General features: G+C 33.8%; 13 protein-coding genes. 9 read left to right on the top strand and 4 right to left on the bottom strand.

Features of this window, described 5'->3' with window-relative positions; all coding sequences use genetic code 11:
• Together ACXGSQ_RS12735 and ACXGSQ_RS12730 are read right to left on the bottom strand one after the other, a co-directional pair.
• Positions 1-1,344 (bottom strand): DEAD/DEAH box helicase, encoded by a 1,344-nt coding sequence (locus tag ACXGSQ_RS12735; protein ID WP_458626536.1) that lies wholly within the window; start codon positions 1,342-1,344, stop codon positions 1-3.
• 215 nt (positions 1,345-1,559) lie between these two features.
• Positions 1,560-1,805, bottom strand: a complete 246-nt coding sequence (locus ACXGSQ_RS12730; RefSeq protein ID WP_458626535.1) for a cold-shock protein — start codon at positions 1,803-1,805, stop codon at positions 1,560-1,562.
• A 189-nt stretch (positions 1,806-1,994) separates the two neighbouring features.
• Between ACXGSQ_RS12730 and ACXGSQ_RS12725 the strand changes: the two genes are divergently transcribed.
• Together ACXGSQ_RS12725 and ACXGSQ_RS12720 are read left to right on the top strand one after the other, a co-directional pair.
• Positions 1,995-2,564 (top strand): Crp/Fnr family transcriptional regulator, encoded by a 570-nt coding sequence (locus ACXGSQ_RS12725; RefSeq protein WP_458626534.1) that lies wholly within the window; start codon positions 1,995-1,997, stop codon positions 2,562-2,564.
• Between the two features lie 122 nt (positions 2,565-2,686).
• Positions 2,687-3,427 carry an acyl-CoA desaturase gene (locus ACXGSQ_RS12720; RefSeq protein WP_458626533.1) on the top strand — a complete coding sequence of 247 codons (741 nt, stop codon included), beginning with the start codon at positions 2,687-2,689 and terminating at the stop codon, positions 3,425-3,427.
• 80 nt (positions 3,428-3,507) lie between these two features.
• Here ACXGSQ_RS12720 and ACXGSQ_RS12715 read toward each other — a convergent pair whose 3' ends face one another.
• Complete coding sequence (locus tag ACXGSQ_RS12715; protein ID WP_092467858.1) at positions 3,508-3,699, bottom strand: cold-shock protein; 192 nt, start codon at positions 3,697-3,699, stop codon at positions 3,508-3,510.
• 395 nt (positions 3,700-4,094) lie between these two features.
• On the bottom strand, positions 4,095-4,706 hold the full coding sequence (locus tag ACXGSQ_RS12710) for a hypothetical protein (protein ID WP_458626532.1): 612 nt from the start codon (positions 4,704-4,706) through the stop codon (positions 4,095-4,097).
• 552 nt (positions 4,707-5,258) lie between these two features.
• On the opposite strand from ACXGSQ_RS12710, the gene ACXGSQ_RS12705 reads away from it, so the two are divergent.
• From ACXGSQ_RS12705 to ACXGSQ_RS12675, 7 genes are all read left to right on the top strand, one after another.
• The gene (locus ACXGSQ_RS12705) at positions 5,259-5,711 is read left to right on the top strand and encodes a hypothetical protein (protein ID WP_458626531.1); all 453 of its coding nucleotides are present in this window, start codon (positions 5,259-5,261) and stop codon (positions 5,709-5,711) included.
• A gap of 271 nt (positions 5,712-5,982) precedes the next feature.
• Complete coding sequence (locus tag ACXGSQ_RS12700; protein WP_458626530.1) at positions 5,983-7,311, top strand: hypothetical protein; 1,329 nt, start codon at positions 5,983-5,985, stop codon at positions 7,309-7,311.
• 130 nt (positions 7,312-7,441) lie between these two features.
• Complete coding sequence (locus tag ACXGSQ_RS12695; protein WP_458626529.1) at positions 7,442-8,905, top strand: T9SS type B sorting domain-containing protein; 1,464 nt, start codon at positions 7,442-7,444, stop codon at positions 8,903-8,905.
• 1 nt (position 8,906) lies between these two features.
• On the top strand, positions 8,907-11,750 hold the full coding sequence (locus ACXGSQ_RS12690; RefSeq protein ID WP_458626528.1) for a PorP/SprF family type IX secretion system membrane protein: 2,844 nt from the start codon (positions 8,907-8,909) through the stop codon (positions 11,748-11,750).
• A 68-nt stretch (positions 11,751-11,818) separates the two neighbouring features.
• Positions 11,819-20,032 carry a T9SS type B sorting domain-containing protein gene (locus tag ACXGSQ_RS12685; RefSeq protein WP_458626527.1) on the top strand — a complete coding sequence of 2,738 codons (8,214 nt, stop codon included), beginning with the start codon at positions 11,819-11,821 and terminating at the stop codon, positions 20,030-20,032.
• A gap of 28 nt (positions 20,033-20,060) precedes the next feature.
• The gene (locus ACXGSQ_RS12680) at positions 20,061-21,044 is read left to right on the top strand and encodes a PorP/SprF family type IX secretion system membrane protein (RefSeq protein ID WP_458626526.1); all 984 of its coding nucleotides are present in this window, start codon (positions 20,061-20,063) and stop codon (positions 21,042-21,044) included.
• A 231-nt stretch (positions 21,045-21,275) separates the two neighbouring features.
• Positions 21,276-26,138, top strand: a complete 4,863-nt coding sequence (locus ACXGSQ_RS12675; protein ID WP_458626525.1) for a PQQ-dependent sugar dehydrogenase — start codon at positions 21,276-21,278, stop codon at positions 26,136-26,138.
• Positions 26,139-26,154 lie beyond the last annotated feature (16 nt).

Raw genomic sequence — 26,154 nt, 5'->3', positions numbered from 1 at the left:
TTATTTTTTCTTTTTCTTTGGTTTAGAATCCTCTGATTTCTGGACTCCTAAAGTAGTTTGTGCCAACTGATTTGCTAATACTTTCTCTATTAACTCTTCTTTTGTTAAATGATGAAAAACCGTTCTGACGTCTTTTCTTAACTGCTCAGAAATGGTACGATTGGGCTTGGTCTTAAATATTTTTTTAGCCCATAATAAAGCTTTGTTTTCTTCTATGCTTTTAGCATCTGCTTTTTTGTATTCCTTGAATGAAATACCTAATTCATCTTCAAAATCAGCAATATCAGCAACTTCTTCTTGTTGTAAAATAGTTAAAGCTAAACCCTTTGCGCCTGCTCTGGCGGTTCTACCACTTCTATGCACGTACGCATCGTAGGTGTCTGGTAAATGATAGTTAATCACATATTCCACATCTTTAATGTCTAATCCACGAGAGGCTAAATCTGTAGCGACTAAGATGTCAATATGCCCTTCTCTAAATTGCCCCATAATACGATCGCGAATCCCTTGTGTTAAACTACCGTGAATGGCCCCTGAAGAGAATTTATTAATCGCTAAGTTTTTAGCTAATTTATTAACGGCTGCTTTCGTTTTACAGAAAATAATACCCCGTTGTCCTGCTTTCGAATTTAAGAAATGAAGTAAAACATCTAATTTTTCAATAGGCTCAACCACCACAAATTGATGATCGATACCTTGATGTCCAACAGTGGCCATATCGGCTTCAATATGCACAACATGTTTTGACATGTAATTTTGAACCAATTGTTTTATGGTTCCAGGCATGGTCGCTGTAAACAATAACGTCCGTCGCTTTTTGGGGATTTCTTTTATAATAGCATCGAGTCCATCTTTTAGAGCACTTACCATTTCATCGGCTTCATCTAAAACAAAATAAGAAATCTTAGAAATATCAATGGCTTGTCGTTTTACTAAATCTGCTAAACGACCTGGTGTGGCCACAACGATATGTGTACTACTTTGCAAACGTTCAATTTGAGGTTTAATAGGTACTCCACCGCAGATTGTAGCTATAGAGATCTCCGGAACATACTTTGCAAAGGATTCTAAATTAGCACTGATTTGCTGACCTAATTCTCTCGTTGGAGCTAGAATGACGGCTTGAATATTAGAATCATCAACGTTGATTAATTGTATTAACGGAAGTCCGAATGCGGCTGTTTTTCCCGTTCCTGTTTTGGCTAAGGCAACCACATCATCAGTTTGTTGCAATACCACAGGAATCGTTTTTAATTGAATATCTGTTGGAATTGAAATTTGTATATCAGCTAAACCATGTTGTAGCTGCTCATTAATTCCTAAATCGGAAAAACGTTTGGACATAAAAAAATATTTTTGCAAAGGTAAGAATACCGTTCTTGGTAATAGAATAAAAAAAGACGTTACAAAATTAAAGTTAAATCAACTAAAACAGCTTACAACCTCTATAAAGCCAAGGAACTTGATAATTAGAACTTAAAACCCAGAAACGTTCTAAAAATTAAGTAACAAAAAAACCATCAATTAAGATGGTTATGTAGAATATAATTAAGGCGTAATTATTTTACAACACGAACATTAGTTGCTATTAAGCCTTTTTCTCCCTTTTCTATATTAAAAGTAACTTTGTTTTTCTCTCGTATTTTACCGACAACATTAGTGGTATGAACAAAGATCTCTTCCTTAGTGTCGTTAAGCGTTATAAATCCAAATCCTTTTTTTGCATTAAAAAATTTCACGGTACCTTCTTTTGTTTCGCTTCCTTTGTTAAGATTAAATAATTTATTTATGAAATTTCTAATCATCTTCTTGTATAATTTTTATTTATAAATTTAAAAAAACGGTAATTACTTTTATGAATTAACATTACAAAAATAGTATAATTTATAGAGTTTGTATGAAAGACTTCATATTATCGTTCTTTCTTACTATTTTCAATTTAAAGATTATTTGAATTTATATCTTTGCAGCCTCGATTATTAGCCTTGAAAAACGTGAAACAAATAAAAGCATATTTAGATCAACTAGCTAGCATTTCGCAAGCGGATTGGGATTTCTTTACATCTAAATTGCAACGTCGTGTTATAAAAAAGAAAAGCGTTTTTTTACAAATTAACGCTATTGAAAATCATATTTCTTTTATTGAGTCTGGTGTAGTACGTTTATTTATTCCTAAGGAAAATCCTGATAAAGAAATCACTTTTGGCTTTAGTTTTAAGAATCAATTTGTTAGTGCTTACGATTCTTTCTTAACACAGACACCTTCTGCCTATCAATTACAAGCGCTTACAGAGACGACTTTATTAAGTATAACATATGCTGATTTACAAGACGTTTACAAAACAACTCAAATAGGTAATCTAATTGGAAGATTAACCGCTGAGCGCCTCTTTCTATTAAAATCTAGTCGCGAACAAAACCTACTAAATCTTACCGCAGAAGAGCGTTATTTAAAATTATTCAAAGAACGTCCAGAACTTTTAAAAGACATTCCATTAAAATATATTAGTTCTTATATAGGTATAACAGCTCAAGCTTTAAGCCGAATAAGAAAACGTGTATAATTAATTATACAATACTATTTACAGAGCATATTTAATCACTGCAGTGCATAAACCCAAGTTTTTATTGATTTAGATTCATTGTTTGGCACGTATTGTGCACTTATCTTTGTAAAAAAATAACTATGATTATAATTCTTTTTGTTTTAATACTTTGGTATGGAGGTCTGTTTTTTCAGTCATTCTTTTTGCATCGTTATGCGGCACACCAAGTATTTACAATGTCTAAAACTATGGAACGCATCACTTTTATACTAACTTGGATTTTTCAAGGTTCTAGCTATTTAAGTGCTTATGGTTATGGAATCATGCATCGAATGCACCATGCCTATACCGATACAGAAAAAGACCCACATTCTCCATCATATGATGCTAATGTATTTGCTATGATGTGGAAAACTAAAACCATCTATCAAGATATTAATAAGCAACGAATATCTGTTGATCAGCGTTTTACTAAAAATGTGCCCCAATGGAAAGCATTTGATAATTTTGCTAGTTCTCGGTTTTCAAGATTACTATGGATCTCACTTTATGTATTATTCTTTGCGTTGTTTGCTACAGCTTGGTGGCAATGGCTATTATTGCCAATTACGTTTTTAATGGCTCCAATTCATGGAGTTATTATCAACTGGTTTGGTCATATCTACGGTTACGTGAATTTTAAAATGAAGAATACTAGTAAAAACTTATTCCGTTTTGATTTTTTAATGATGGGAGAAGGTTACCATAACAATCATCATAAATATGCAAGTAGAGCTAACTTTGGTGTAAAATGGTATGAAATTGATTTAACATACGTCATTATAAAAATACTAGATGGTTTTGGTGTGATTAAACTAAAACCTATTAGAGTTAAAGAATAGTCATATTCTTCTATTTTTACCCATAAAAAAAGCCCATCAAAATTGATGGGCTTTTTTATTTAAACTTTGAAGTATATGTATTAGATAACTTTTACGTTTACTGCGTTTAATCCTTTTTTACCTTCTTCAAGATCAAATTCAACTTCATCGCCTTCACGAATTTCGTCTACTAATCCAGAAATGTGTACAAAGTGATCTTTGTCAACACCTTCTTCAGTGATAAATCCAAATCCTTTGGCATCGTTGAAAAATTTTACTGTTCCTTTACTCATAATGTAATTTAATTTATAATACTTATTAAAGTACAAAGATGATGCCATTTTTTTGACTTACAGCATTTTATTTGGATTCTTTCTTATTATTTTATTGTAAGGCACTATAAAAACAGGTCCTAATTTACTCTATAACCGCCTTAAACAGTGATAAAAATCTACTTTTTTGTAATATTTATACTGTGCTTTGAGATTTATGCATTTATTTGAAGTCCACTTAAGTCTATACTAAAATCAGAAACAATTATCACTTAGTTAAAAAATGTATGCTCATATGTATACTAAATACAATTAAAGATACATGTGGTCACCTATACCATTGAACAAAAAGTGGTCTATAAAAAAAACGCCCTAAATAAATTTAGAGCGTCTATATAATATTGTAAAGTCTGTATTTAAGACTTCGCTAAATTTTGATTCGCTTTTAAAGTGATATTACGTTCTGCAACAAAAATACCATCTTCAGTCTTTAGTTTAAGAATTCTAGTCACATCTCCCTTTTTAGCCATACGCTTTCTACATGTTTCAGTAAGCAATGGATCTTCATCAAACAAAAACGATTCAACCACATAAGCCTGCTTTAAAGGTTCTTTAATTAGCGGGAATATTTGCTGCATCTGATTGTACCTTCTGTCTCCACCTGGCACAAATGTATATAAGGTATATCTACCATCGGCATCCGTTTTTACCCAACTTCTATGAAAAACATAACGTGCATCACCCGTATTTCTTAAATCAAATTCACCGTCTTCATCTGGTTGTTCAATAAAAAGAATCACATCTTTGGCTGGTGTCACACCATCACTTTGATAAATAATGCCTGTTAGTTTTAATTTATTTGTTTTAGACCTAAACTCTGGAATGGTATCTGTATATTTTATCTGATCTATAGCGCGATCATGTATAGGGTTTTTAGAATCTAATATAGAATTTGATTCTTGTGCAGTAACATGGTTAAACACGCTATAAAAACACACAATACAAAACAAAGTAATTAGGTTTTTCATGAGAATAAGCTTTTTGGGTTTAACCAAATTTGATGCTTTTCTAACTTAATACCCTAAAAATCACACCAATGCTGGTTTTTGACGATAAACAGAAAAAACAAACAAAAATAATCGATGAAATACAATAGTGATATAAAAAAAACATTTGAGTAAAAATTAGTTACAGACAAGTACAATTACACTTGCTAAAAACGTAAAACAAAGGCACTTAAAACAACTAATTATTGAAATATTGCCACTTCTTTGGTAAAATGAATTTCAATTTAATTTTGAGTAGATAAGGCCTTTACATCTTAAGTCTATTTGTCTTTATAAATTGATATTTACAATGGATTTCTTAGTAAAATTGAGGCTTTCTAGGTTGAAAATTCAACGAAAAGCATAAAAGTATTTCGTCGATAAAATCTGCTTTTTATCAAGCAAACACGCCGTTTAACCTCAAAATATGTATTTGGTAACCCAAGATGTTTTATGAAAAATGCTAGAAATTAATTGTTTTATTTAATAAATTGTATAGATTTGTGGCACTAAGATTAATTAAAAAGCGTGAATATGAAAACCAAATCTACTTTATTTTGTGCTCTATTTTTTCTAATGGTTAGCATGAGTTTTGCTCAAAAAAAAGAAGCATCTCAAAGTATCATTAGTGGTAAAGTAAACATCTCAAAATACCACAGTCGAGAGGACTTAAAAAGGATGAAAAAAGGCGACCTATTAAACCTTTATATAGAACGAATAGAAGTGATTGTAAATATTCTTCCAAATATTGCATTTGCAACGAAACCTGGAGTAACCATGGAGAACCTTGGAATTCCAGATACAAAGGATAACAGAAAAGCGTTAGAAGATAATATTAATGCTTCTGCCTCTTATTTTGAAAGTACGATGGAATTTCAAAAAAAGATATTGCCCTATTCGGATACAACAGATTTAATTGCCGCAATTCTTTTTTATGAATCAACATTGAAAGCATTACATACTTACGACGATTTTAAAAAGGATTAGTTAGTTTTTTAATTATTGTATGTGTTTAGAAACACCTTGATCCGTAAAGTATCAAGGTTTTTTTATATTCTAAATTATTCAGGTTGAAAACTTAAAATAATAAAATATTTGTCATTATTAACGTTTAACGACTCATATTTGTAATCTAAATACTATATTTTGTACTAAAAGATGTATTTTATCGATATTATTTGTGTTTCATAGATAATATTTATATGTTTGAATAGAATTGATTGAAAGCCCTTAACCTAAATATCAAATTTCACTAAATATGAAAAAAATTACTCTTACTACACTTTTCTTTCTTTTGGTGTTTGGTAATTTATTTGCCCAACAAGAAAAAGGAATAACTGGCTATAATAATTGGCTAGACTCATGGACAGACTTTCAACCTAATAAAGCTAACTATGAAGAACCGACACAAATTTTATCAGGAAACATTACTGAAGACATTACTTTAGATAAAAGAAATACTTACCTTCTTCTTGGTGATGTTTTTGTTACAGATAGCACAACCTTAACAATTGAACCAGGAACAGTGGTTCTTGGTGATTTTAAAACTAAAGGATCTTTAATTATTAGTAATGGTTCTAAAATTATTGCTGAAGGTACAACAACAGACCCAATAGTATTTACATCTAACAGAACGGATAAAAAACCTGGCGATTGGGGAGGGATATTTATTTTAGGAAACGCTCCTTTAAATACTTTTGGAAACTTAGCTTCTTTAAATTACGGTTTAGAACCGTCTATAACCGAAAGTTTAAGCTATGGTGGTGATAATCCTTTTAGCAATTCAGGTTCATTAAATTATGTCAGAATTGAATACGCTGGTAAAAAGACGAAAGACTTTGGGAACTTCAGTGGACTTACTCTTGCAGGTGTTGGTTTAGATACTGCAATACGTAACGTAATGGTTAGTTATTGTGAAGGAAACTCCTTTAATATTATTGGTGGTGAAGTTAACTTAACTAAAACCGTGTCTTTTAGATCTAATAAAAATGATTATAATTTTAACTTAGGTGCACAATGTCATATTGAAAATGCTTTGGCTATAAGATCTCCTTATATTTCAAGTGCTGATGGTTCACGTTGTATATATGCAAGTTCTTATGATTTGAAAGAAAACATTGACGCTTCTAAAAAACCTACTTATATAAATGCTGAAAACCTAACCTTAATAAATGTTAGTAAAGATTTAAAAACGGATATAAAAATAGGTTTAGTACAGGAAGCTATTTTTATTGGACCAGACGTTGAGTTTAGTATTAATAAAAGTGTGATCTCTGGTTTTAAACCTGCAGTAATCTTTGATGACCGCATCGCTATTAATAACGATAATTTAGAAAAAATAAAATTCACTAGCTCTTACTTTAATAACTGTAAAGGAAATATTTATAGAAAAGGCTATACAAATAATGACGATTTAGAAAGTTGGTATGGTAGTAGAGCTTTTGATAATGTCTATTCAAAAGGTCCCGATTCTGAAACTTTTATTGACTCTAACAACAGTAGAAATCCAGATTTCAGATTAAGAATAAATAAAATTATTGCTTCAAATGATTTATTTGATGACAATAATAAAGAAGACGACGAATAAAATCATTCTCTAATGTAATATAAAAATTCAATTTTAATTCATTGGATATTTAAAAGCAATTTTAAATATCCAATGACACTGATAAAAACCTAAACAGCTTATTGATTAAAAAACTACAACCTCTAAGACGATGCTTAAATCTATTTCCCTAACACAATGCTTCTTTGGAATTTGCTTATGCTTCATTTTTATATCAAATGAAGCTAATGCTCAAGTCGTAATTGGTACGCCTAACTTAGGATTTGGTCAGGCATGTGCAAGCGAGTCGTTTAATACCTATACTACTACTTTTATTTTTTCACCTGAATCGGCATTAAATGCCTCTAATCAATTTACAATTGAAATGTCTGATGCTGATGGTGATTTTACAAGCCCAACTACGATACATACTACAGACGCAGGCACTGTAACTACATCACCAGCAACCATCACTTTTTCTATCCCTGAAACAACAGCCGGTGAAAATTACCGTATTCGTATTAAAAGTAGTTCACCAGCAGCAACCAGCTCTAAATCAGTTCCGTTTGCAGCATATTATAAAATTCAAGATTCTCCTTTCACCATTAATAATTTAGTATCAACAGGAGCTTACTGTACAGGAGGTAGTTATTTATTATCTATAGATAATCCAGGTAATGGCACAAACGATTCGCCTCTACTCTATCCAAACTTAACGTTTAAATGGTATAAGGAAACCGGACCTACGACATCTGCTTTTGTTGCTGACGGACCAACATTAAGTGTTAATACCGAAGGAACTTATTTTGTGAGAACAAATTATGGAAGTTGTACTTCCGATTCTTTTTCTAATCGTGTGACTATTAGTGAAGCAACATCTGGTGAAGCCAATGCAACTATCGTATCTAGCTTAGGCAACCCTTACTGTCCTGAACAAGGCTATACCACTTTAAGTACTATAGGCGGACTAGCATATCAATGGTATAAAGATGGAAATATAATTGACGGAGCCACTGATCAGATGTATCAGACTAATGCATCTGGTGTATTTTCAGTTCAAGTCGATTTAGGAGATTGTTCTGCTTCCGGTTCAATTGATTTAGTAAGTGAATTATTTGATAGTGCTATCAATGTCCCAGAATTTAATGAAATGACTGCTGAAGACTCCTTAATGGTAACCGTTACTACAACAGCCACAAACCCTGAGTTTACTTGGTATTTGAATGGTGATTTAATCCCTAGCGCAACAGGAGCTTCATTTGAAGCGACTGAGTTTGGTGACTATAAAGTAATCATTACACAATCTACAGGCTGTACAACTTCAGTAGAATATGTCTTTTCAATAGAAGAAGCTCTTGATCTTTTTCCTGACGTAGAAAAGATTCCTAATCTTATCAGTCCAAATGGAGATAGCATTAACGACACTTGGATTATACCAACAGCTTATGTTAGTGGTACGGACACTGAAGTTATGATAATGACTAATCAAGGTAAGGTGGTTTTAAAAACAAATGATTATCAAAATAATTGGCCAGAAAACGATTTAAAATTAACGAGTATTAATCAAGTGTATTATTACATCATCACAACATCTGATAATAAAGTAAAAAAAGGTTCAATAACCGTAGTGAAATAATATGAAATCATATTTCTTACTTCTTATATTATGTATCTGTGCTACACAGACATCCTACGCTCAAGAAGATGACGGAGTGGTTTCGTTTGCCATACCAACACGAAATTCTTTAACCTTTAATCGTTACACCCTAAACCCAACATTTAGTTTTGTAAGAGAACAGACCAAGTTTATTAGTTTCTATAACAAAAGAGAATGGGTGCAATTTGAAAACGCACCACTCACCTATTTAGCGAGTTACTCAGGACGATTTGGTGAAAATATCGGAGCAGGATTAGGTCTTTTTCAACAAAATTATGGAGTATTAACCACCTTTGGTGGTCTTTTGAATTTTGCATACAATGCAAAACTTGGTCGTGATAGCAACCTTACGTTTGGTTTAAATATCGGAGCTTATAAAAGTGGAGTGAATACTGCAAACGTTGTTACTAATTTTGACGATCCTTCACTTCAAAATGTTCCAGAAAATTTTCTATTAACTGTGAATCCAGGAATTAACTACGGGACTGAGTTTTTAGATTTTGGATTAGCAATAAATAACTTAGCCTTATATAATTTTCAAACCTCTGCCCTTATTGAAGATAATCCTCAACAAAGTATTCAAGCTCACATTATGTATACGGGCTATATGGATAGTAGAGGTTTTTTTGATGAGAGTAAGTTTACGGGATTATTGCAATCTGATTTTCAAAAAGAAGAAACCATTATATCCGCAGTGGCTATGGTTACCGTACCTAAAGGTATTTGGGCACAAGCTGGTTATAATACATTATATGGAGCTTCTGGCGGATTAGGGATTAATATTACTACACAAATTGCAATTGAGTATAATTACGAAACGGCTTTTGGTGAGTTAAGTAATTATGGTCCTTCTCACGAAATTACATTGGCTTACCGATTTAAAAACAATAATTATTACGATTATAGTCGCGAGGATGAAGTCAGTAGTATCTTATCATCTGGTGGTTATAAAAAACGTCGTGTAACTAAAAAATCTAAACCAAAAGTAGCTAGTAATAAATCAACTATAGATACTAAAGCAAAAGCTGAAGCAGATGCACAAGCAAAATTAATTGCAGAAGAAAAAGCGCAAGCTAAAATCGAAGCTGAGAAACAAGCGAAACTATTAGAGGCACAAAAGGCAAAGGAATTAGCTGAAGCTCAGGCCAAAGCCGACCAAATAGAAGCGGATAAAATCGCTGCAAAGAGAGCAGAAACTAGAGCAAAATTACAAGCTGATGCTCAAGCGAAACGATTAGCGGAGCAAAAAGCAAAAGAACAAGCTGATGCTCAGGCCAAACTATTAGCAGAACAAAAAGCAAAAGAACAAGCTGATGCTCAAGCGAAACTATTAGCAGAACAAAAAGCAAAAGAACAAGCTGATGCTCAAGCGAAACTATTAGCAGAACAAAAAGCAAAAGAACAAGCTGATGCTCAGGCCAAACTATTAGCAGAACAAAAAGCAAAAGAACAAGCTGATGCTCAGGCCAAACTATTAGCAGAACAAAAAGCAAAAGAACAAGCTGATGCTCAGGCCAAACTATTAGCGGAGCAAAAAGCAAAAGAACAAGCTGATGCTCAGGCCAAACTATTAGCGGAACAAAAAGCAAAAGAACAAGCTGATGCTCAGGCCAAACTATTAGCGGAGCAAAAAGCAAAAGAACAAGCTGATGCTCAAGCGAAACTATTAGCAGAACAAAAAGCAAAAGAAGAAGCTGATGCTCAAGTTGAATTAGTAGCAGAGCAAAAAGCAAAAGAAGAAGCTGATGCTCAGGCCAAACTATTAGCAGAACAAAAAGCAAAAGAAGAAGCTGATGCTCAGGCCAAACTATTAGCGGAGCAAAAAGCAAAAGAAGAAGCTGATACTCAGTCCAAACTATTAGCAGAACAAAAAGCAAAAGAAGAAGCTGATGCTCAAGTTGAATTAGTAGCAGAGCAAGATGCTAAAGAAGATCTTATTTCAAACCCTACAGATGCACTTGCTAAATCAATGCAAACTTTGGCTAAATCAACTGAGGATTCTAAAACAGTTCAAAATGATTTACTAAAACAGTTCAATGATATTATTGCTATAAAAGATCAAGACCTTAAAGATTTAAAAGAAGAAAATGATTTAAGTGATCAAGGGATTACAGTACAACCAAGACCGTTTAAAAGTGTAACAGCAGAAAATAATGCACTTAGAGCGATTAAGGCCGATTTAGAAAATGTCATTAAAACACGTAGTGAGAAAATTGATGAATTAAACAAACTTTATGAAGAACGTGCTAGTAATGGTACGTATGCTTTAGATGAAGTGAATTTATTTTATAAAAAAGAAATCAAAAGACTACAATCAGAACAAGTAAAAGCTAATGCCGCAAAAGCACAATTAGATGCAAAGTTAGAAGCGATTAAGATTGCTACTGAATTTGAGAAAAGAAGACGAATCAAACGGGCGGCTTTTAATAATGAAGACGATAGATACAGCCAAGATAGAGCGAAGTTAAAAAGTATAAGAGAAAACACACCATTAGCAGAGACTCCTTTTAAAGCTGAAGATTTTGATTTTGGTGAAGAACAAGGTAATAACATCAAAATTTTAAAGAATATTAAACATGTTGAAAGTGGTTATTACCTCATTATAGCAGTTCATGGAGATGTAAAAAGCAGAGATGAATTTATAACTAAAGTTGTCGCTTCAGGAAGAACAAACGTTGATTTCTTTCATGATGTAAATACTAGTAAATATTACATTTATTACGATAAAGTTAATGATATTTCTAGTGCCAATAAGGCTATGAAATCTAAAGGAAATAGACCCTACAATGGGAAAATGTCAATAGTAAAAATTGAAAACCAATAAATAGTTAAGCCACCTGTCATTTTATACTTTGCCCCAAGTCGTAAAATGAAAAAAAACAATCAATTATCATGAAAAAACCTACTTTTTCTAGAATAGTATTAATTGCTTTAAGTCTCTTTTTAGGACAGCTAGCATTTGCTCAAAACTACGAACCTTTTAATCCTAGATTTAATGAAGATTTAAAAGGTGATATCGTTCTTATTGGAAACAATATTCTTGGGCCTAATAATAATGCATTTAATAACAATTGGGTATATAATCATCAGGTTAATATGACCTATATTGATATCGATGGAGACCCTTCTACATTTAGTTCTTCTAGTGCTGATTTAGAAATTCCAAATCCTAATTGTTACAAAATTATATATGCAGGATTATATTGGGGAGCTGTAAATCCGGGAGAGGCTCCAATTACTGAAGTAAAATTTAAAGGCCCTGTAGGTGGTTATAATGATATAGAAGGAACTATTATATACGATGCTGGTGGAAATTCTGTAGATGGTGGTGATAGTTTTTCTTATGCTTGTTTTGCCGATGTGACTTCAATTGTCACCAGTTTTGGTTCTGGTGTAGATTTAGGAACATATACTGTAGCAAACGTCTCTTCCGCCCAAGGAAGAACAGCATCTTATAATCCATACAATGGAACAGGTCAATCTGCTGGTTGGTCATTATTTATTGTATATGAAGACCCAACATTACCGGGAAAATCAATTACGAGTTTTGACGGTTTTAGCGCCATTAGTGTTGCTGGTGGTAATCCTACGCTAGATATTCCAGTGGATGGATTTAGAACTGTTCCTGCTCCTGCTCCTGTAAGAGCTAATTTTGCTTTTGCAACGTTAGAAGGTGATAGTCCAATTTTAGGAGATCGTTTAAGATTAAATGGCGTAAGTTTATCGACTGCAGATCGTCCGGTGGCGAACTTTTTCAATAGTTCGGTTACACAACTAGACGCCACACCTGTTAATAACAGAGTCCCTAATAGTACAAACACTCTTGGATTTGATACTGGGGTTATTGCCATTCCTAATCCAGGAAATTCAGTGATAGCCAATAATGCTACTTCCGGAACTATTAGGTTAGAAACAAGCGGTGATACCTATTTTCCCTATTTTTTCGCTTTTGCAGTAGAGATTATCGAGCCTAATATTGTTCTTACAAAAATTGTAGAAGATGATGCGGGAAATAATATTGGTAATGCCTACGTTGATCTTGGAACGTCCCTTAATTATGTGATTGGTTTTCAAAATACAGGTAACGATAATGCAACTAATTTTCAAATTAGAGATGTTCTTCCGGTAAATATTGTATTCAATTATCCTGATGATTTAGTATTGCCACCTGGAGTCACAGTTTCTAGTTACAACCCTGTTACTAGAGAAATAATATTTGCAGTGGACAACTCTTTAGTTGAAGAGAATGATCCGGTTTACGAAATTCGTATTGAAGTACAAGTGGTTGAATCGTGTAACTTGTTAATTGATGCCTGTACTAATATTATCAGTAATCAAGCTTTTGCAAGTTATAGTGGATTTTTTAATCCTAATTTTAATATTACAGACGATCCAAGTTTAAGTAGTAATACTGGATGTCTGCTCTCACCACAAGCAACAAATTTTTTGGCCGATTTAAATTGTACATTCTCTCAAGATATTGTTTTATGTGGAGATAGTGTTGAACTTACTGCGGCAAATGGCTATGATTCTTACGCTTGGTCTTCAAGCCCTACTGGCACACCTGTTATAGGTAATACACAAACATTTACTGCTACAGAAACAGGAACTTACTATTCGTTTAATACTGCAGTTGCTCCTTGTCAATCTATTGTGCAAGAATTTCATGTTGAACTTTTTGGTGGAAACACAACCAATCCTGTAATTCCTTATGCAGATGAAGTGGTTACTTGTCCTAATGATGGGAAATTATTACCTAATATATTCCTATGTGGAGCAAATGATTCGAGATTAATTGAAACTAATATTTCAAATTCGACATCGGTTATTTGGGAAAAACTAGATGAAGCTAGTTGTTCTGCTGTATCTAATTCTGATTGTGCAAATGAGGATAGCGCTTGTACATGGAATGAAGTTGCAAATGGTGCCAATTTTCTTGCAGATACTTCTGGTCAATATAGAATAACCATAAATTATCCTGGAGGTTGTTTTGTTCAATTCTATTTTAATATCTATGAAAATATATTAAATGCAACCGTAAATGCAACAGATATTATTTGTACAACGCCTGGTAGTATTACTGTAAACGGAGTGCCTTCAGGCTATGAGTACAGTTTAGATGGTACTAATTTTCAAGATAGTAATGTGTTTGAAGTTAACACCGCAGGTATCTATACAGCTTACATAAGACAAGTCGGTGTTGCAACTAACCCCTGTGTTTTTACCGTTCCAGATGTTCAAATTAGAGATAGAGCTTTTACAGGATCAACAGTGGTAACGCAGCCTTTTTGTTACGGAGATAAGGGAACCATTTATTTAGCAGCGAATGATGTCGATCCTCAATATTCGTTTTCATTGACACAAGGTGGTAGCCTTGTCAATAGTGTTGGGCCTGTTATTGATAATACTCACACGTTTCAAAACTTAAATCCTGGCATCTACACAGCAACGATAACCTCTGAAAATGGTTGTATATTTTCTGAAGATATTACAATAACAGAACCGCCACTTCTTTCTGTAACAGCTGCTATAACAAGTCCATTAAATTGTACCGAAGGTGAGATTACCGTGTACCCTGTAGGTGGTACACCTCCGTATTTCTATTTTGTAAATGGTTCTACGGAATTTCAAACAGTTCCAGAAATAGTGGTAACAACAGCTGGTGATTATGATATTACAGTAACCGATTCTAATAATTGTAGTGCAGATGTTACAATTACCGTTGAAGCAATCTCTGGACCAGAATTTAATGTTGATGTAACCGATATTGCTTGTGCGGATAATACCGATTCTGGAATGCTAACCATAAACGTTACAAATCCTAATGGCAATAGTATTTCTTATAGTATTGATGGAGGATTAACGTTTTTTGATTCTAATGTGTTCACAAATCTAACTGTTGGGAACTATGATGTTGTACTAGAATACACTTCTGGTACTGATGTTTGTGTAACTGATCCACTAACCGTAACTATAAATTCGAGTGAACCTATTGATGGCACTATAGATCTTACAACACCTTTAACATGTCTAACAAATGGAACAATCACAGTTACAAATGTTACTGGTGGGAATGCTCCATATACATACAGTATTGACGGAGTTCAATATCAATCGAGTCCTATTTTTAATGACTTAACGCAAGGTACCTATACAATTATTGTAAAAGATGATAGTGGGTGTACTTCGGGAACTAATACTATTACAATAGATGCATTAGATCCACCAACAGATTTAATGTTTGATAATTCTCCTGTTACCTGTCCAACAAATGAAGCTACAATAACGATTACAGGAACTACAGGTGGAACAGGAACTTTAGAGTATCAAATCACAGCGCCTGCTTCGGCAGTTACTACATATCAAACTTCAACTTCTTTTTCTGGCTTAGAACCTGGAACATATACGTTTCAAGTAAAAGATGAGAATGATTGTGTGTATAGCGAATCATATACCATTGATCCTATACCTACTCCAACTTTATCCGTTGTTTTAACAGAAGGTTTAGATTGTACAGCTTCGCCTGATGCTATTATTACCGGAACTATATCTGGTCCTGCACCATATACGTATGCTGTTTCTATCAATGGATCAGCATATACCGCTTTAGGAGCAACAGGAACACCATTTACATATTCAACAGCAACTGCAGGAACTTATCAGTTTCAAATTACAGATGCTAATGGTTGTTCAGCGGAATCCTCTGTACTTACGGTAAACCCTTTGTCATTACCCACTTTAAGTTTGGTGGCTCAAACACAACCTATCTTATGTAACGGAGATACTAATGGAGCTATTGATGTTACTATTGATACTACAGTAGGAACACCGCCTTTTACAATTAATGTCAATAATGATACTACAGGAACAGATTTTGGAACACAAACTTCTGGATTACCAGCAGGATCATATACGGTTACCTTAACGGATTCAAAAATGTGTACAACAACTGAAACCATTGTTATTGACCAACCAGATGCAATTGTTATAGATTACGATGCTATTGATATTACTTGTGGTCCAGGTGGTGTTTCTCAAGGTTCAGTTATCATAAACTCCGCTGTAGGTGGTACACCTCCTTATAATTATTTTGTAACAGGATCTAATGGTTATTCAAATTCAGAACTAAACAATACAGGTTCTACATCCGTAAGTTTTGATGTGGTTGATTTTGGATTGTACGAAATAAATGTAGTTGATGCCAATGGTTGTTCTGTTTTAGTTCAAGATGTATTAGTGGCTTCACCTCCAACAGATTTAGATATTGATGTTACTGCAACGGTAGACTGTTCTACAGGTGGTGAAGCTGAAGTAAGCATTGGTTCATCGCTAACGAGTGCAGGACCATTTTTCTTTAGTATTTATCATGGTGTATCTACTGTATATCCTGTAGGTACTTGGTTACCAGAAGATGCTCCTGGAAGTCAATCTGCGACTTTTACAGGATTAACACCTGGTGTTCTTTATACATTTATAGTTTATGACCAATCTACAAATTGTAGTTATTATGAACCTTCAACAATTCCTATTCCTACCAATTCAACCTTAACAGCAACAGCTGTAAGTGCTAATAATATTACATGTACAGGTAGTGCCGATGGAAATGTATCTTTTACAGTAAACAGTGTTTACAGTAGTTCCGTGAACGTTAGTTATGAAATTTTCGATTCTTTAAGTTTAACATCAACAGGTATTATAGGTTCTGGAACTGTACCTGCAAATGGAGCGTTAAATGTTACGGACTTAGGGCCATTACCTTATGGAAATTATTACGTTTCAATTAGTGAAACCACTGGCGCAAATGCGGGTTGTGGTATTGTAACCGTTCCTTTTAATATTACAGAATCTGCATTTCTTTTAGAATTAGCTGTTTCAATCGATCAGAATGCTAATTGTGAAGCTAATTCTGGAGTTATAAGCGCTATCGGATCTAACGGAACGCCACCATATCAATATCAAATTACAACAACACCAAGTAGCCCACTTCCTACAGATGCCGCTTGGGATACGTCAAGTACATTTAATATGGATGCAGGCAGTTATTACGTTCATGTTAAAGATGCATATAACTGTATTGTATCTAGTGCTGTTCAGGTGTTAGATATGGATCCAACTCCAAATATTTCAGCAACGATAAACAATCAATGTACCGTTGCAGAAGGTGAGTATGAAATTGACGTTACCTTAGATACAATTGGTATGCCTCCTTATACCGTTAGTATTAACGGAGGGGCATTTCAAACGCAAACCTTTCCATTTACCCTTTCAAACTTATATTCAGGAACTCATACTATAGCAATTAAAGATGTGAATGGTTGTGGAAATACGGTGTCTTTAGATATTGTTCCGCCTATTGCTTTAACACCAGAAGTAACTGCATTACCGTCTTGTAATGATGACGATGGCGAAATAACAATTACGGGGTCTGGTGGATCTGGATCATATGCGTATAGCATTCTTCCAAATCCTGCTTCAATAAGTGTTACAGGTAATGTGTTTTCTGGAGTCCCTTCAGGAACGTACACAATCACAATTACAGATACACTAACTTCTTGTACAGAAGAAGTTTCTGTTGTTGTTGCTGAAGCTGTTGCCCCTACGTTCACTTTAACTCCAAATGAAATTACGTGTTTTGGTGATAATTCTGGAGCTTTCGATATAAACATCGAAAACTATTCTGGTGCTTATACTTACGAAGTGTTTAATAGTTCTGGAACTTCAGTAACAGGACTTGTTAATGCCAACACATCAACAAACCCAATGACCGTAACCGGAATGGAAGCTGGGTCATTTTCAGTAGTAATAACAGAAACAGATGTTCCTTTCTGTTCTGCAACTTCTGATGTTATTATTGTATCTCCATTAAGTGCCATGACACTTACAGTTTCAGAAACGTCTAATGTAACGTGTAATGACAATGCTGGTACAATTACAGCTATTGCAACTGGTGGTTGGGGAAATTATGAATATGAATTAACTGGTGATGCAACAGTAGCTTACTCTTCTAACGGAACATTTACTGGTCTTTCAGCCGGAAACTATACCGTTAATGTTAGAGATAGCGGCGGTTGTATTGCTACCGAAACCATTAACTTACAACCACCTGCTCCTATTAGCGCAACCTTTACTCCTAGTACTACGGTATTATCGTGTTTTGGAGATCAAAATGCGAGTATTACCATATCGAATGTTACAGGTGGTCAAGGTTCAAATTATACATACACCTTAAATACGGTGTCGCCAACACCTAGTGTTTCTGGTCCACAAACCTCTAATGTCTTTGAAAACTTAGGCCCTGGAACTTATTTTGTACGAATTACAGATGGCTATGATTGTGAGTTTACTTCAGTAAATATTGTAATAACTGAACCAACTCCAATTGAAGCAAGTTTAGTAAGAACAACTACGCAAACATGTTTAACAGAATCTACGTTAACATTAAGTGCAACAGGAGGTACAGGTTTATACACGTATAGTGAAAACGCATCCTTTTCACCAATTATCGGAACGTTCTCAACATCGACAACCTTCCCTGTTTCTGATGGAACCTATTCTTATTATGTAAGAGATGCCAATGGTTGTGTAACAAATGTGTCTAACGAAATTACAGTAGATCCATTACCTACTCTCGAGGTAACATTAGAATCAACCAACCCTACAATTAATTGTGCTGGTGATAATAATGGAACTATTTTGGCCACTGCCATAGGTGGATTAGGAAATTACACCTATACTTTACAAGATGATTTAGGAAATCCAGTAACGGCAACCGAAAATAGCCCTGGTTATTTTACTGAATTATTTGCTGGTGATTATGTTGTGCTTGTTGAAAGTGGAGATTGTGTTGCAACATCTGCTCCAATTAGTATTACAGAACCAGATGCTCCTCTTGATGCTTCAATTGTTATAAACAATATTAGCTGTGCTGGTAGTAATAATGGTTCAGTTGAAATTACAGCGTCCGGAGGTACAGGTATTATTAAATATGCGATTTCACCACAACTTAATCAGTTTTTTGAAACAGATACTTTTGAAAATTTAGAACCTGGTAATTATAATATTATTGTACAAGATGAATTAGGCTGTTATTTAACTTTCGATTTTACCATCACAGAACCTAATCCTGTAATCTTAAGTATCGTTCCAAATTCATTCTTCCCTGAAGTTTGTTCTGGAGATGATGATGGAGAATTTAGTATTGCTATTTCTGGAGGTACGCTTCCTTATAGCGTGAGTTTAGATGATTATAACGGTGTTTACACTACAGGAGGTGCCGCACAAACTGAGTTTGATTTTACAAATTTACAAGGTGGAGATCATATTGTGTTTGTAAGAGATGCCGAAGGATGTGAATCTGAATGGAATATTACATTCCCTGATTCTGTAAACATTTTACCTGAAATTATTATTGAAAGTATTTGTGATAATAACGTTCAAGGAAATATTGTTACGGTAACAGTTGATGCTTCTATTGAAGATCTTTCACAACTAGATTATTCATTAAATGGTGGACCTTACCAATCCGAAAATACATTTATAAACGTCCCTGTAGGAACGAATCATTATATTGATGTTAGACATACCAATGGATGTATTCAAACCACTGAATTCTTTGATATTGAAATGGCAGACCCTGTCACTTTAACCTTATCAGAAGGAGGATTAAATGAATATATAGCGAATGCTGCTGGTGGTACTGGTGAGTATCAGTTTACAATAAACGATGAGGACAATGGTTCAGAAAACTCTTTTTTCATAACCGAATCAGGATTGTATACAATCACGGTTACAGATAGTAGCGGTTGTTTTGCAACGATACAAGTAGAGTTAGAATTCCAAGATATTTGTATTACTAACTGGTTTACACCTAATGACGATGGAGAATTTGATACTTGGGCCCCTGGATGTACTGAGAATTACCCTAACCTCACCTTTGATATATTTGACCGCTATGGTCGTAAAATAGCGACTTACCGTGTTGGTGAAGCTTGGGATGGGAAATACAAAGGACGCGAATTGCCAACAGGAGATTATTGGTTCGTTGTTAAAACAAACGACTCAACAAATGATAAAGAGTTTGTCGGTCATTTTACATTATACAGATAAAAGCACATAACACTAGAAAGATAACATTATGAAAAAAATCACACTATATTTTCTTTTATTGGTCTTTGCACAGAGTTATGGCCAAGAATTAAATTTACCTGTATTTACACAGTATTTAGCAGATAACGACTTTGTAATTTCACCTACATATGCAGGTATTGGAGATAATCTAAAAATAAGAGCCAATGGACTAACACAATGGGTTGGTATAAAAAATGCACCAGATAATCAATCTATCTATGCCGATATTAGAATTGCTGATCGTTCAGGATTTGGTATATCCGCTTATAATGATAAGAATGGGAACACACGTCAAAAAGGTGTGAAATTTTCATTTGCTCACCATTTAACTTTAGATTATAAGTCAAAACAATTCTTATCATTTGGACTGTCTTATAATATCAATAGTTTTAGAGTGGCTATTGAAGACTTTAATTTAAGTTACGACACACCAATAATTGACCCTTATATTACGGATGACCGTTCTAAATCAAATAATAATTTTGATGCAGGTATTTTATACCGATGGAAGGCCTTTTATTTGAGTTTTAATGCGAACAATATTTTAAGAAAAGACATTGACAATTATGTTGGAATTGAACCTAGCCTACTGTTAAATTATCAAATCTATACAGGATTAGTCATTAAAAGTAAACAGAATAAAGACGTAGAGTTTGAACCTTCGTTATTTTATCAAATGTTTGATAGTGACAAGCGTTCTAGTACTGATGTCAATTTTAAATACAGAAAGTTTAACAGAAAAGGTGATTATTATTTTGTTGGTGGATCATATCGTTTTCTTAATGATCAATTCTTTAAGCCGTTAAACGTAGGTCCAATCGGTGGAATTACATTCAATCAATTCTTTTTTGCTTATTCTTACCAATTAACCATTAATGATTTATCAGGATTCAATTCTGGTACTCATATGATTACTATTGGATTAGATTTCTTACAAGGAGTAAGTAATTGTGCTTGTACAAAAGGAACTAGTCAAAGTTATTATCGCTAAGCGTTAAAATCATAGCCTGTTCTAAATTAGAAATAGAAATGAAAGTTACTAAAAACAGTTATTCTTAATAGCTGTTTTTTTTATGCCTAATACATTTTAAAACAAAACTTAAAACACTCATAACCTTATATTTATGCTTTAACGATATAATACTGCTTATATCGGAATTTTTTACCGTTTGAATTTATTATTAGTACGTTTAGCTCGCTATTAATTTTATTCAATCACCAAATGAAATATTCTTTCTCCACGGAAACGATAGGAAATGTCGCTTTATTTATTCAATCCAAATCGTTTAAAATCAAATCCACTATAATCCTTTTTTCATCTATATTACTTTTTGGTGCTTTTCCTTATTTTAATAATCAAGGTCCTGGATTACAAACTCCAGGAACAATAGCACCTTATGCAAATGGCAAATTTCCTGACGAAGCTGATATTGGCTTAGATGTGACATATAGAGTGGCTTATCCTAATTTAAGGTTTAATGGCCCTATTGCGTTTAAACCTGTGCCAAATCAAAATAGAATTATGATTGCTCAATTAGATGGTGCTATTTTTTGGTTTGATAATGATGAGACAACAACTATAAAAAATCCTATGCTCGATCTTTCTGGAGATGTAGGCATAGTTCACGATGGCGGATTTTTGGGTTTGGCATTACATCCTGATTTTAATGCAACTGTAAATCCTAAAAACTATATATACGTTTATTACACATCTAAAAATAGTGCAGGACAAAATAGTCCTGCTGTTGGATCACATACTGGTCAAGGCTGTACGCATAGTGAAGACAGAAACGAGTATCAAGGTAATAAATTAAGACTTCGCCGTTTTACCGTTGACCCAACGGATTTATCTATTATTCCAAATTCTGAAATAGATCTTTTAAAAATTAGAATGTATGGCACCACACATTATGGTGGAGGTCTAGATTTTGGCAATGATGGTTTTTTATATTTAACTATTGGAGATCAAGCCTCTTGGAGAAGAGCGCAAGATATTACAGATAACCTCTCTGGTGGACTTTTAAGGTTAGATGTAGACAAAGATCCAACTAAAAGTCACGCTCCTATTAGAACAAAACAAGTCTCTGGAAATGCCGATGAAGTCACTGGCATAGAATATTGGATTCCTAATGACAATCCTTTTTTAAGTCCTGACGGATCAACATACGAAGAATATTATAGTATAGGATTAAGAAATCCTTTTAGAATGACAAAAGATAAACTCACAGGTGAATTTTATATTGGTGATGTTGGTTTAAGTTCATTTGAAGAAATTAATGTGGTTAAAAAAGGAGCTAATTATGGCTGGCCACAATATGAAGGGTTTAATAATCGAGGAACCGGTTGTGCCGTTTTATTAGATGGTATGCCGCATGAAGAACCTTTAACAGCTTTTGCACGTACAGATGCGAATGCTATTGCTGGAGGATTTGTTTATAGAGGTTCTGCTATTCCAGATCTTTATGGGAAATATTTAAGTGCAGATTATGGTGGTGGTGGTGAAATCTTTTCTATTGACACTAGTTCTGGAGACTACGAACAAATAGCTTCTTTAAATCAAATCATTTCATTTGGAGAGGATAGCGATGGTGAACTTTTTCTTTTGACTCATGCTTATAATCAAAATATTTACAAACTTGTAGAAGGTGTCGATGATGCTTATGCAACTATGCCTCAATTACTTTCTGAAACTGAAATTTTTACGGATTTAACGACTTTAGAAGTTAATGAAGGAATCGTCCCTTATGAGTTATATGAGTCATTTTGGTCAGATGGTGCCTTAAAAAGAAGATGGATTGCTGTTCCTAATACGGATGGAGTTTACTCTGGTCCTGAAGAACAAATCAAATATTCAGAATATAATGATTGGGAATTTCCTCCTGGAACTGTTATCATTAAACAATTTAATTTACAAATTGATGATAATAATCCTTCAATTACCAAAAAAATAGAAACACGGTTTTCTATAGTAGATAAAAACGGAGACTGGTATTTTTTAACTTATAATTGGAATGATACACAAACAGATGCCGTACTACAAACCACAAGTTTAAATGAAACGGTGACCATCGCTACAGATAATAATGGTGGCACTAGAACTCAAACTTGGCATTTTCCATCGAATACGGAATGTAATACTTGTCATAATGAAGCTAATAAAGGTAATCTAGGATTAAAAACGAGATATTTAAATACAGATTATTTGTATGAAGAGACAGGTTTGGTAGGTAATCAATTAGTAACTTTAAGTCATTTGGGTATTCTTAATCAGACGATAACAGATGTTGATGCTTCAGAATTGCGCTCTAATAAACCAATTAATGACCTAACGGCAAGCTTGGATGATAGAGCAAGATCTTATTTAGATTTAAATTGTGCATATTGCCACAGGTTAGACAATCCTAACAGAACGACCTTTGACTTACGATTATTTAATAGTCTTGAAGCCACGGGCTTATTAACTGCGGGTATACTAAATCCTTTAGGTATTGATCCTAATGAAAAAATAATTTATCCAGGAGAGGCTTCAAAGTCTATCTTATTTCATAAAATGAATAGTGTGGATCAAGCAATTATGATGCCACCACTTGCAAAATTAAAGATAGACCAACCTGCCGTAGATTTAATTGAGCAATGGATAAACCAATTAGATTCCAATACTACTGAAGTAAATACGCCAAACCCAATGAGTAACTTGGCCCTTTTACCTTCAGCTATTAATTCTGGATTTACGGGTCCAGGAATGGAACAAGGTCGAGGTACTCCTTTTGAAATTCTATATGAACCCTTGACAGGTGAATATAAAACGTTTTCTCAATATGCAGAATATGGTGTAAAATATTTATATAATCAAGGTACCGTAAATGCAGAAAACGGATTCTTTTGGCGTGTTGATTGGCCAAATCCGAAATTTGTTAACTATATTACTATAGGTGGTTCTTATGGTGGTCAATCACAACAATATACAATGTGGCGGATTAGTTATCTGAGAGAAGGCAATTGGGTTACAATTAATGAAGGCAAAGGAGGCTGGATAAATGCAGGTATCTTTGAATGGGGAGGTGACAATCAAACACCTATCTTTGCTGAAGCGTTAAGAGTACAATTATATAGTGATGGTATCCATGATGTAAAGAGTATTCATTTAAGGGGCAGAGGTGCATCTACTGGTGTCGGAAATAATAACCCAAATAACCCATTTTACAATGACGTTAATACGGAACCTAAAGCAACATTAGTACAATTTGTTCCTTATAACACCCCAACAATTATAGAAAGCGTTGTTGCCGGACTTCAACAAACTACATGCAGTACGTCCGATAATACCTACTCTCAAGATTTAATTGTAACCTATTCTAATCCACCAGAAACAGGTTCATTAGTGGTAAATGGTCAAAGTTTTCCTATTACATCGAGTCCACAAACAATTACTTTAACTGGTTTAATTTCAGATGGACAACCAGTAGAGGTTGAAGCTGAGTTTACAGATGGATACAAAAGTATTTACTCAAGTCATGCCACTGTATTTACAGCACCAGATAATTGTATTGACCTTATTGTTGGTGTAGATGAAACACTACTAATTGATGGAGATTATACAGTGCCTCCTGTTGGTAAGATCGAAATATTTGAAGGTGGTAGTTTAACTATAACAGGTAATTTAACGATTCATGGTGACGTCGTATTAAATTCAATATCAAATAAGTATTCAAGTTTAATTGTAGAAGGTACTAGTACTGGGAACCTAAACTATAAGAGACATGTAAATGCTTTTAACGGTACAACCGGAAATGATTTAATTTCATCACCAGTTAGTGGACAAACCTTTGGTGATTTTGCGAGTAGCAATCAAAATCTATATGAAAATCCCAATAATACAGCTCAGAAGTTATTTGGTCCTTTTGATGAGACCGTTGGTGCCTATGAAACTTACTCAACGGACACTAATGCTACTACTAATATAAACTTAGGGATTGGATATAGAGCTGCTAGAGAAAGCCAAGAAGATGCAACTTATGGTACTACCCTAACCTTTTATGGTGGTATAGATACAAATACTGTAACAAGAAATATTTCAACTTCCGGATCTTCGTTTGATGGCTGGAATCTTATAGGTAATCCATATACAGCGTACATTGATTTTGATGCCTTTTTTGAACATAACAAAGCGAATTTAAATGGTGGACCTTATCAAGCTATATATGGATATGATGGTGATGCATCTAATGGTTGGACTATTCTAAATAATTTAACAACAGGTCAATTAATTGCTCCTGGACAAGGCTTCTTTGTAAAGAGTAAACCAGGTGGAGGCGTTATCACATTTACACCTGAAATGCGTGTTAGTGGTAATACTGATGATTTTATATTAGGACGATCAAATACGTCTGCACATTTAGGATATATAAAACTAAAGGCAAGTACACTCAATTCAGAGTATCATACTGATATTTACTTTAACAGTAATGCTACGCTCGGTTTAGATCCTGGTTATGATGCTGCACTATATAGTGGTAACATTCCTGAATTTTCTATGTATTCACATTTAGTAGACGATAATTCAGATATACCATTAATGATACAAGCCTTAGGAGAAAACGCTATGACTAATGTTAGTATAGCACTTGGTGTTCATGCAAACCAAGGTCAAGAAATTACGATTACTATTCATGAAACGGATATTCCTGATGCAATTAATGTCTATTTAGAGGATACTTCTAATAATACATTTACATTATTAAATATTAATGATTATACATTTACAGCGACTAATAATCTATCTGGCGTAGGTCGTTTTTATCTTAGATTTGAAAATGATGTACTTCATCTAAATAATCCCTCTTTTGACACCTTAAAAATTTCAACAAATCAACTTGAACGTACCGTTGAGGTTACAGGACAATTAGAGGTATCAACCTCATTTACGCTTTATGATATTCATGGTCGTGTTATTTTATCAACCGTATTAGATGGAACATCTACACAACAATCAATTGATGTTCATCATCTAAATACAGGTATTTATATTGTAGAATTAGAAACTATTTCGGGAGCTAAACGCACACAAAAATTGATAATTAAATAGTATGACTATTGGTTTA

The sequence above is a fragment of the Winogradskyella sp. PC D3.3 genome, assembly GCF_054366245.1.
The sequence above is the reverse complement of the archived record's forward strand: the minus strand, read 5'-3'. Positions and strand labels throughout refer to the sequence as shown.

Excerpts from the sequence above, each read along its gene's own strand:
- ACXGSQ_RS12735 (WP_458626536.1), bottom strand. The coding sequence starts at position 1,344 with ATGTCCAAACGTTTTTCCGATTTAGGAATTAATGAGCAGCTACAACAT.
- ACXGSQ_RS12730 (WP_458626535.1), bottom strand. The coding sequence starts at position 1,805 with ATGATTAGAAATTTCATAAATAAATTATTTAATCTTAACAAAGGAAGC.
- ACXGSQ_RS12720 (WP_458626533.1), top strand. The coding sequence starts at position 2,687 with ATGATTATAATTCTTTTTGTTTTAATACTTTGGTATGGAGGTCTGTTT.
- ACXGSQ_RS12715 (WP_092467858.1), bottom strand. The coding sequence starts at position 3,699 with ATGAGTAAAGGAACAGTAAAATTTTTCAACGATGCCAAAGGATTTGGA.
- ACXGSQ_RS12710 (WP_458626532.1), bottom strand. The coding sequence starts at position 4,706 with ATGAAAAACCTAATTACTTTGTTTTGTATTGTGTGTTTTTATAGCGTG.
- ACXGSQ_RS12705 (WP_458626531.1), top strand. The coding sequence starts at position 5,259 with ATGAAAACCAAATCTACTTTATTTTGTGCTCTATTTTTTCTAATGGTT.
- ACXGSQ_RS12700 (WP_458626530.1), top strand. The coding sequence starts at position 5,983 with ATGAAAAAAATTACTCTTACTACACTTTTCTTTCTTTTGGTGTTTGGT.
- ACXGSQ_RS12695 (WP_458626529.1), top strand. The coding sequence starts at position 7,442 with ATGCTTAAATCTATTTCCCTAACACAATGCTTCTTTGGAATTTGCTTA.
- ACXGSQ_RS12690 (WP_458626528.1), top strand. The coding sequence starts at position 8,907 with ATGAAATCATATTTCTTACTTCTTATATTATGTATCTGTGCTACACAG.
- ACXGSQ_RS12685 (WP_458626527.1), top strand. The coding sequence starts at position 11,819 with ATGAAAAAACCTACTTTTTCTAGAATAGTATTAATTGCTTTAAGTCTC.
- ACXGSQ_RS12680 (WP_458626526.1), top strand. The coding sequence starts at position 20,061 with ATGAAAAAAATCACACTATATTTTCTTTTATTGGTCTTTGCACAGAGT.
- ACXGSQ_RS12675 (WP_458626525.1), top strand. The coding sequence starts at position 21,276 with ATGAAATATTCTTTCTCCACGGAAACGATAGGAAATGTCGCTTTATTT.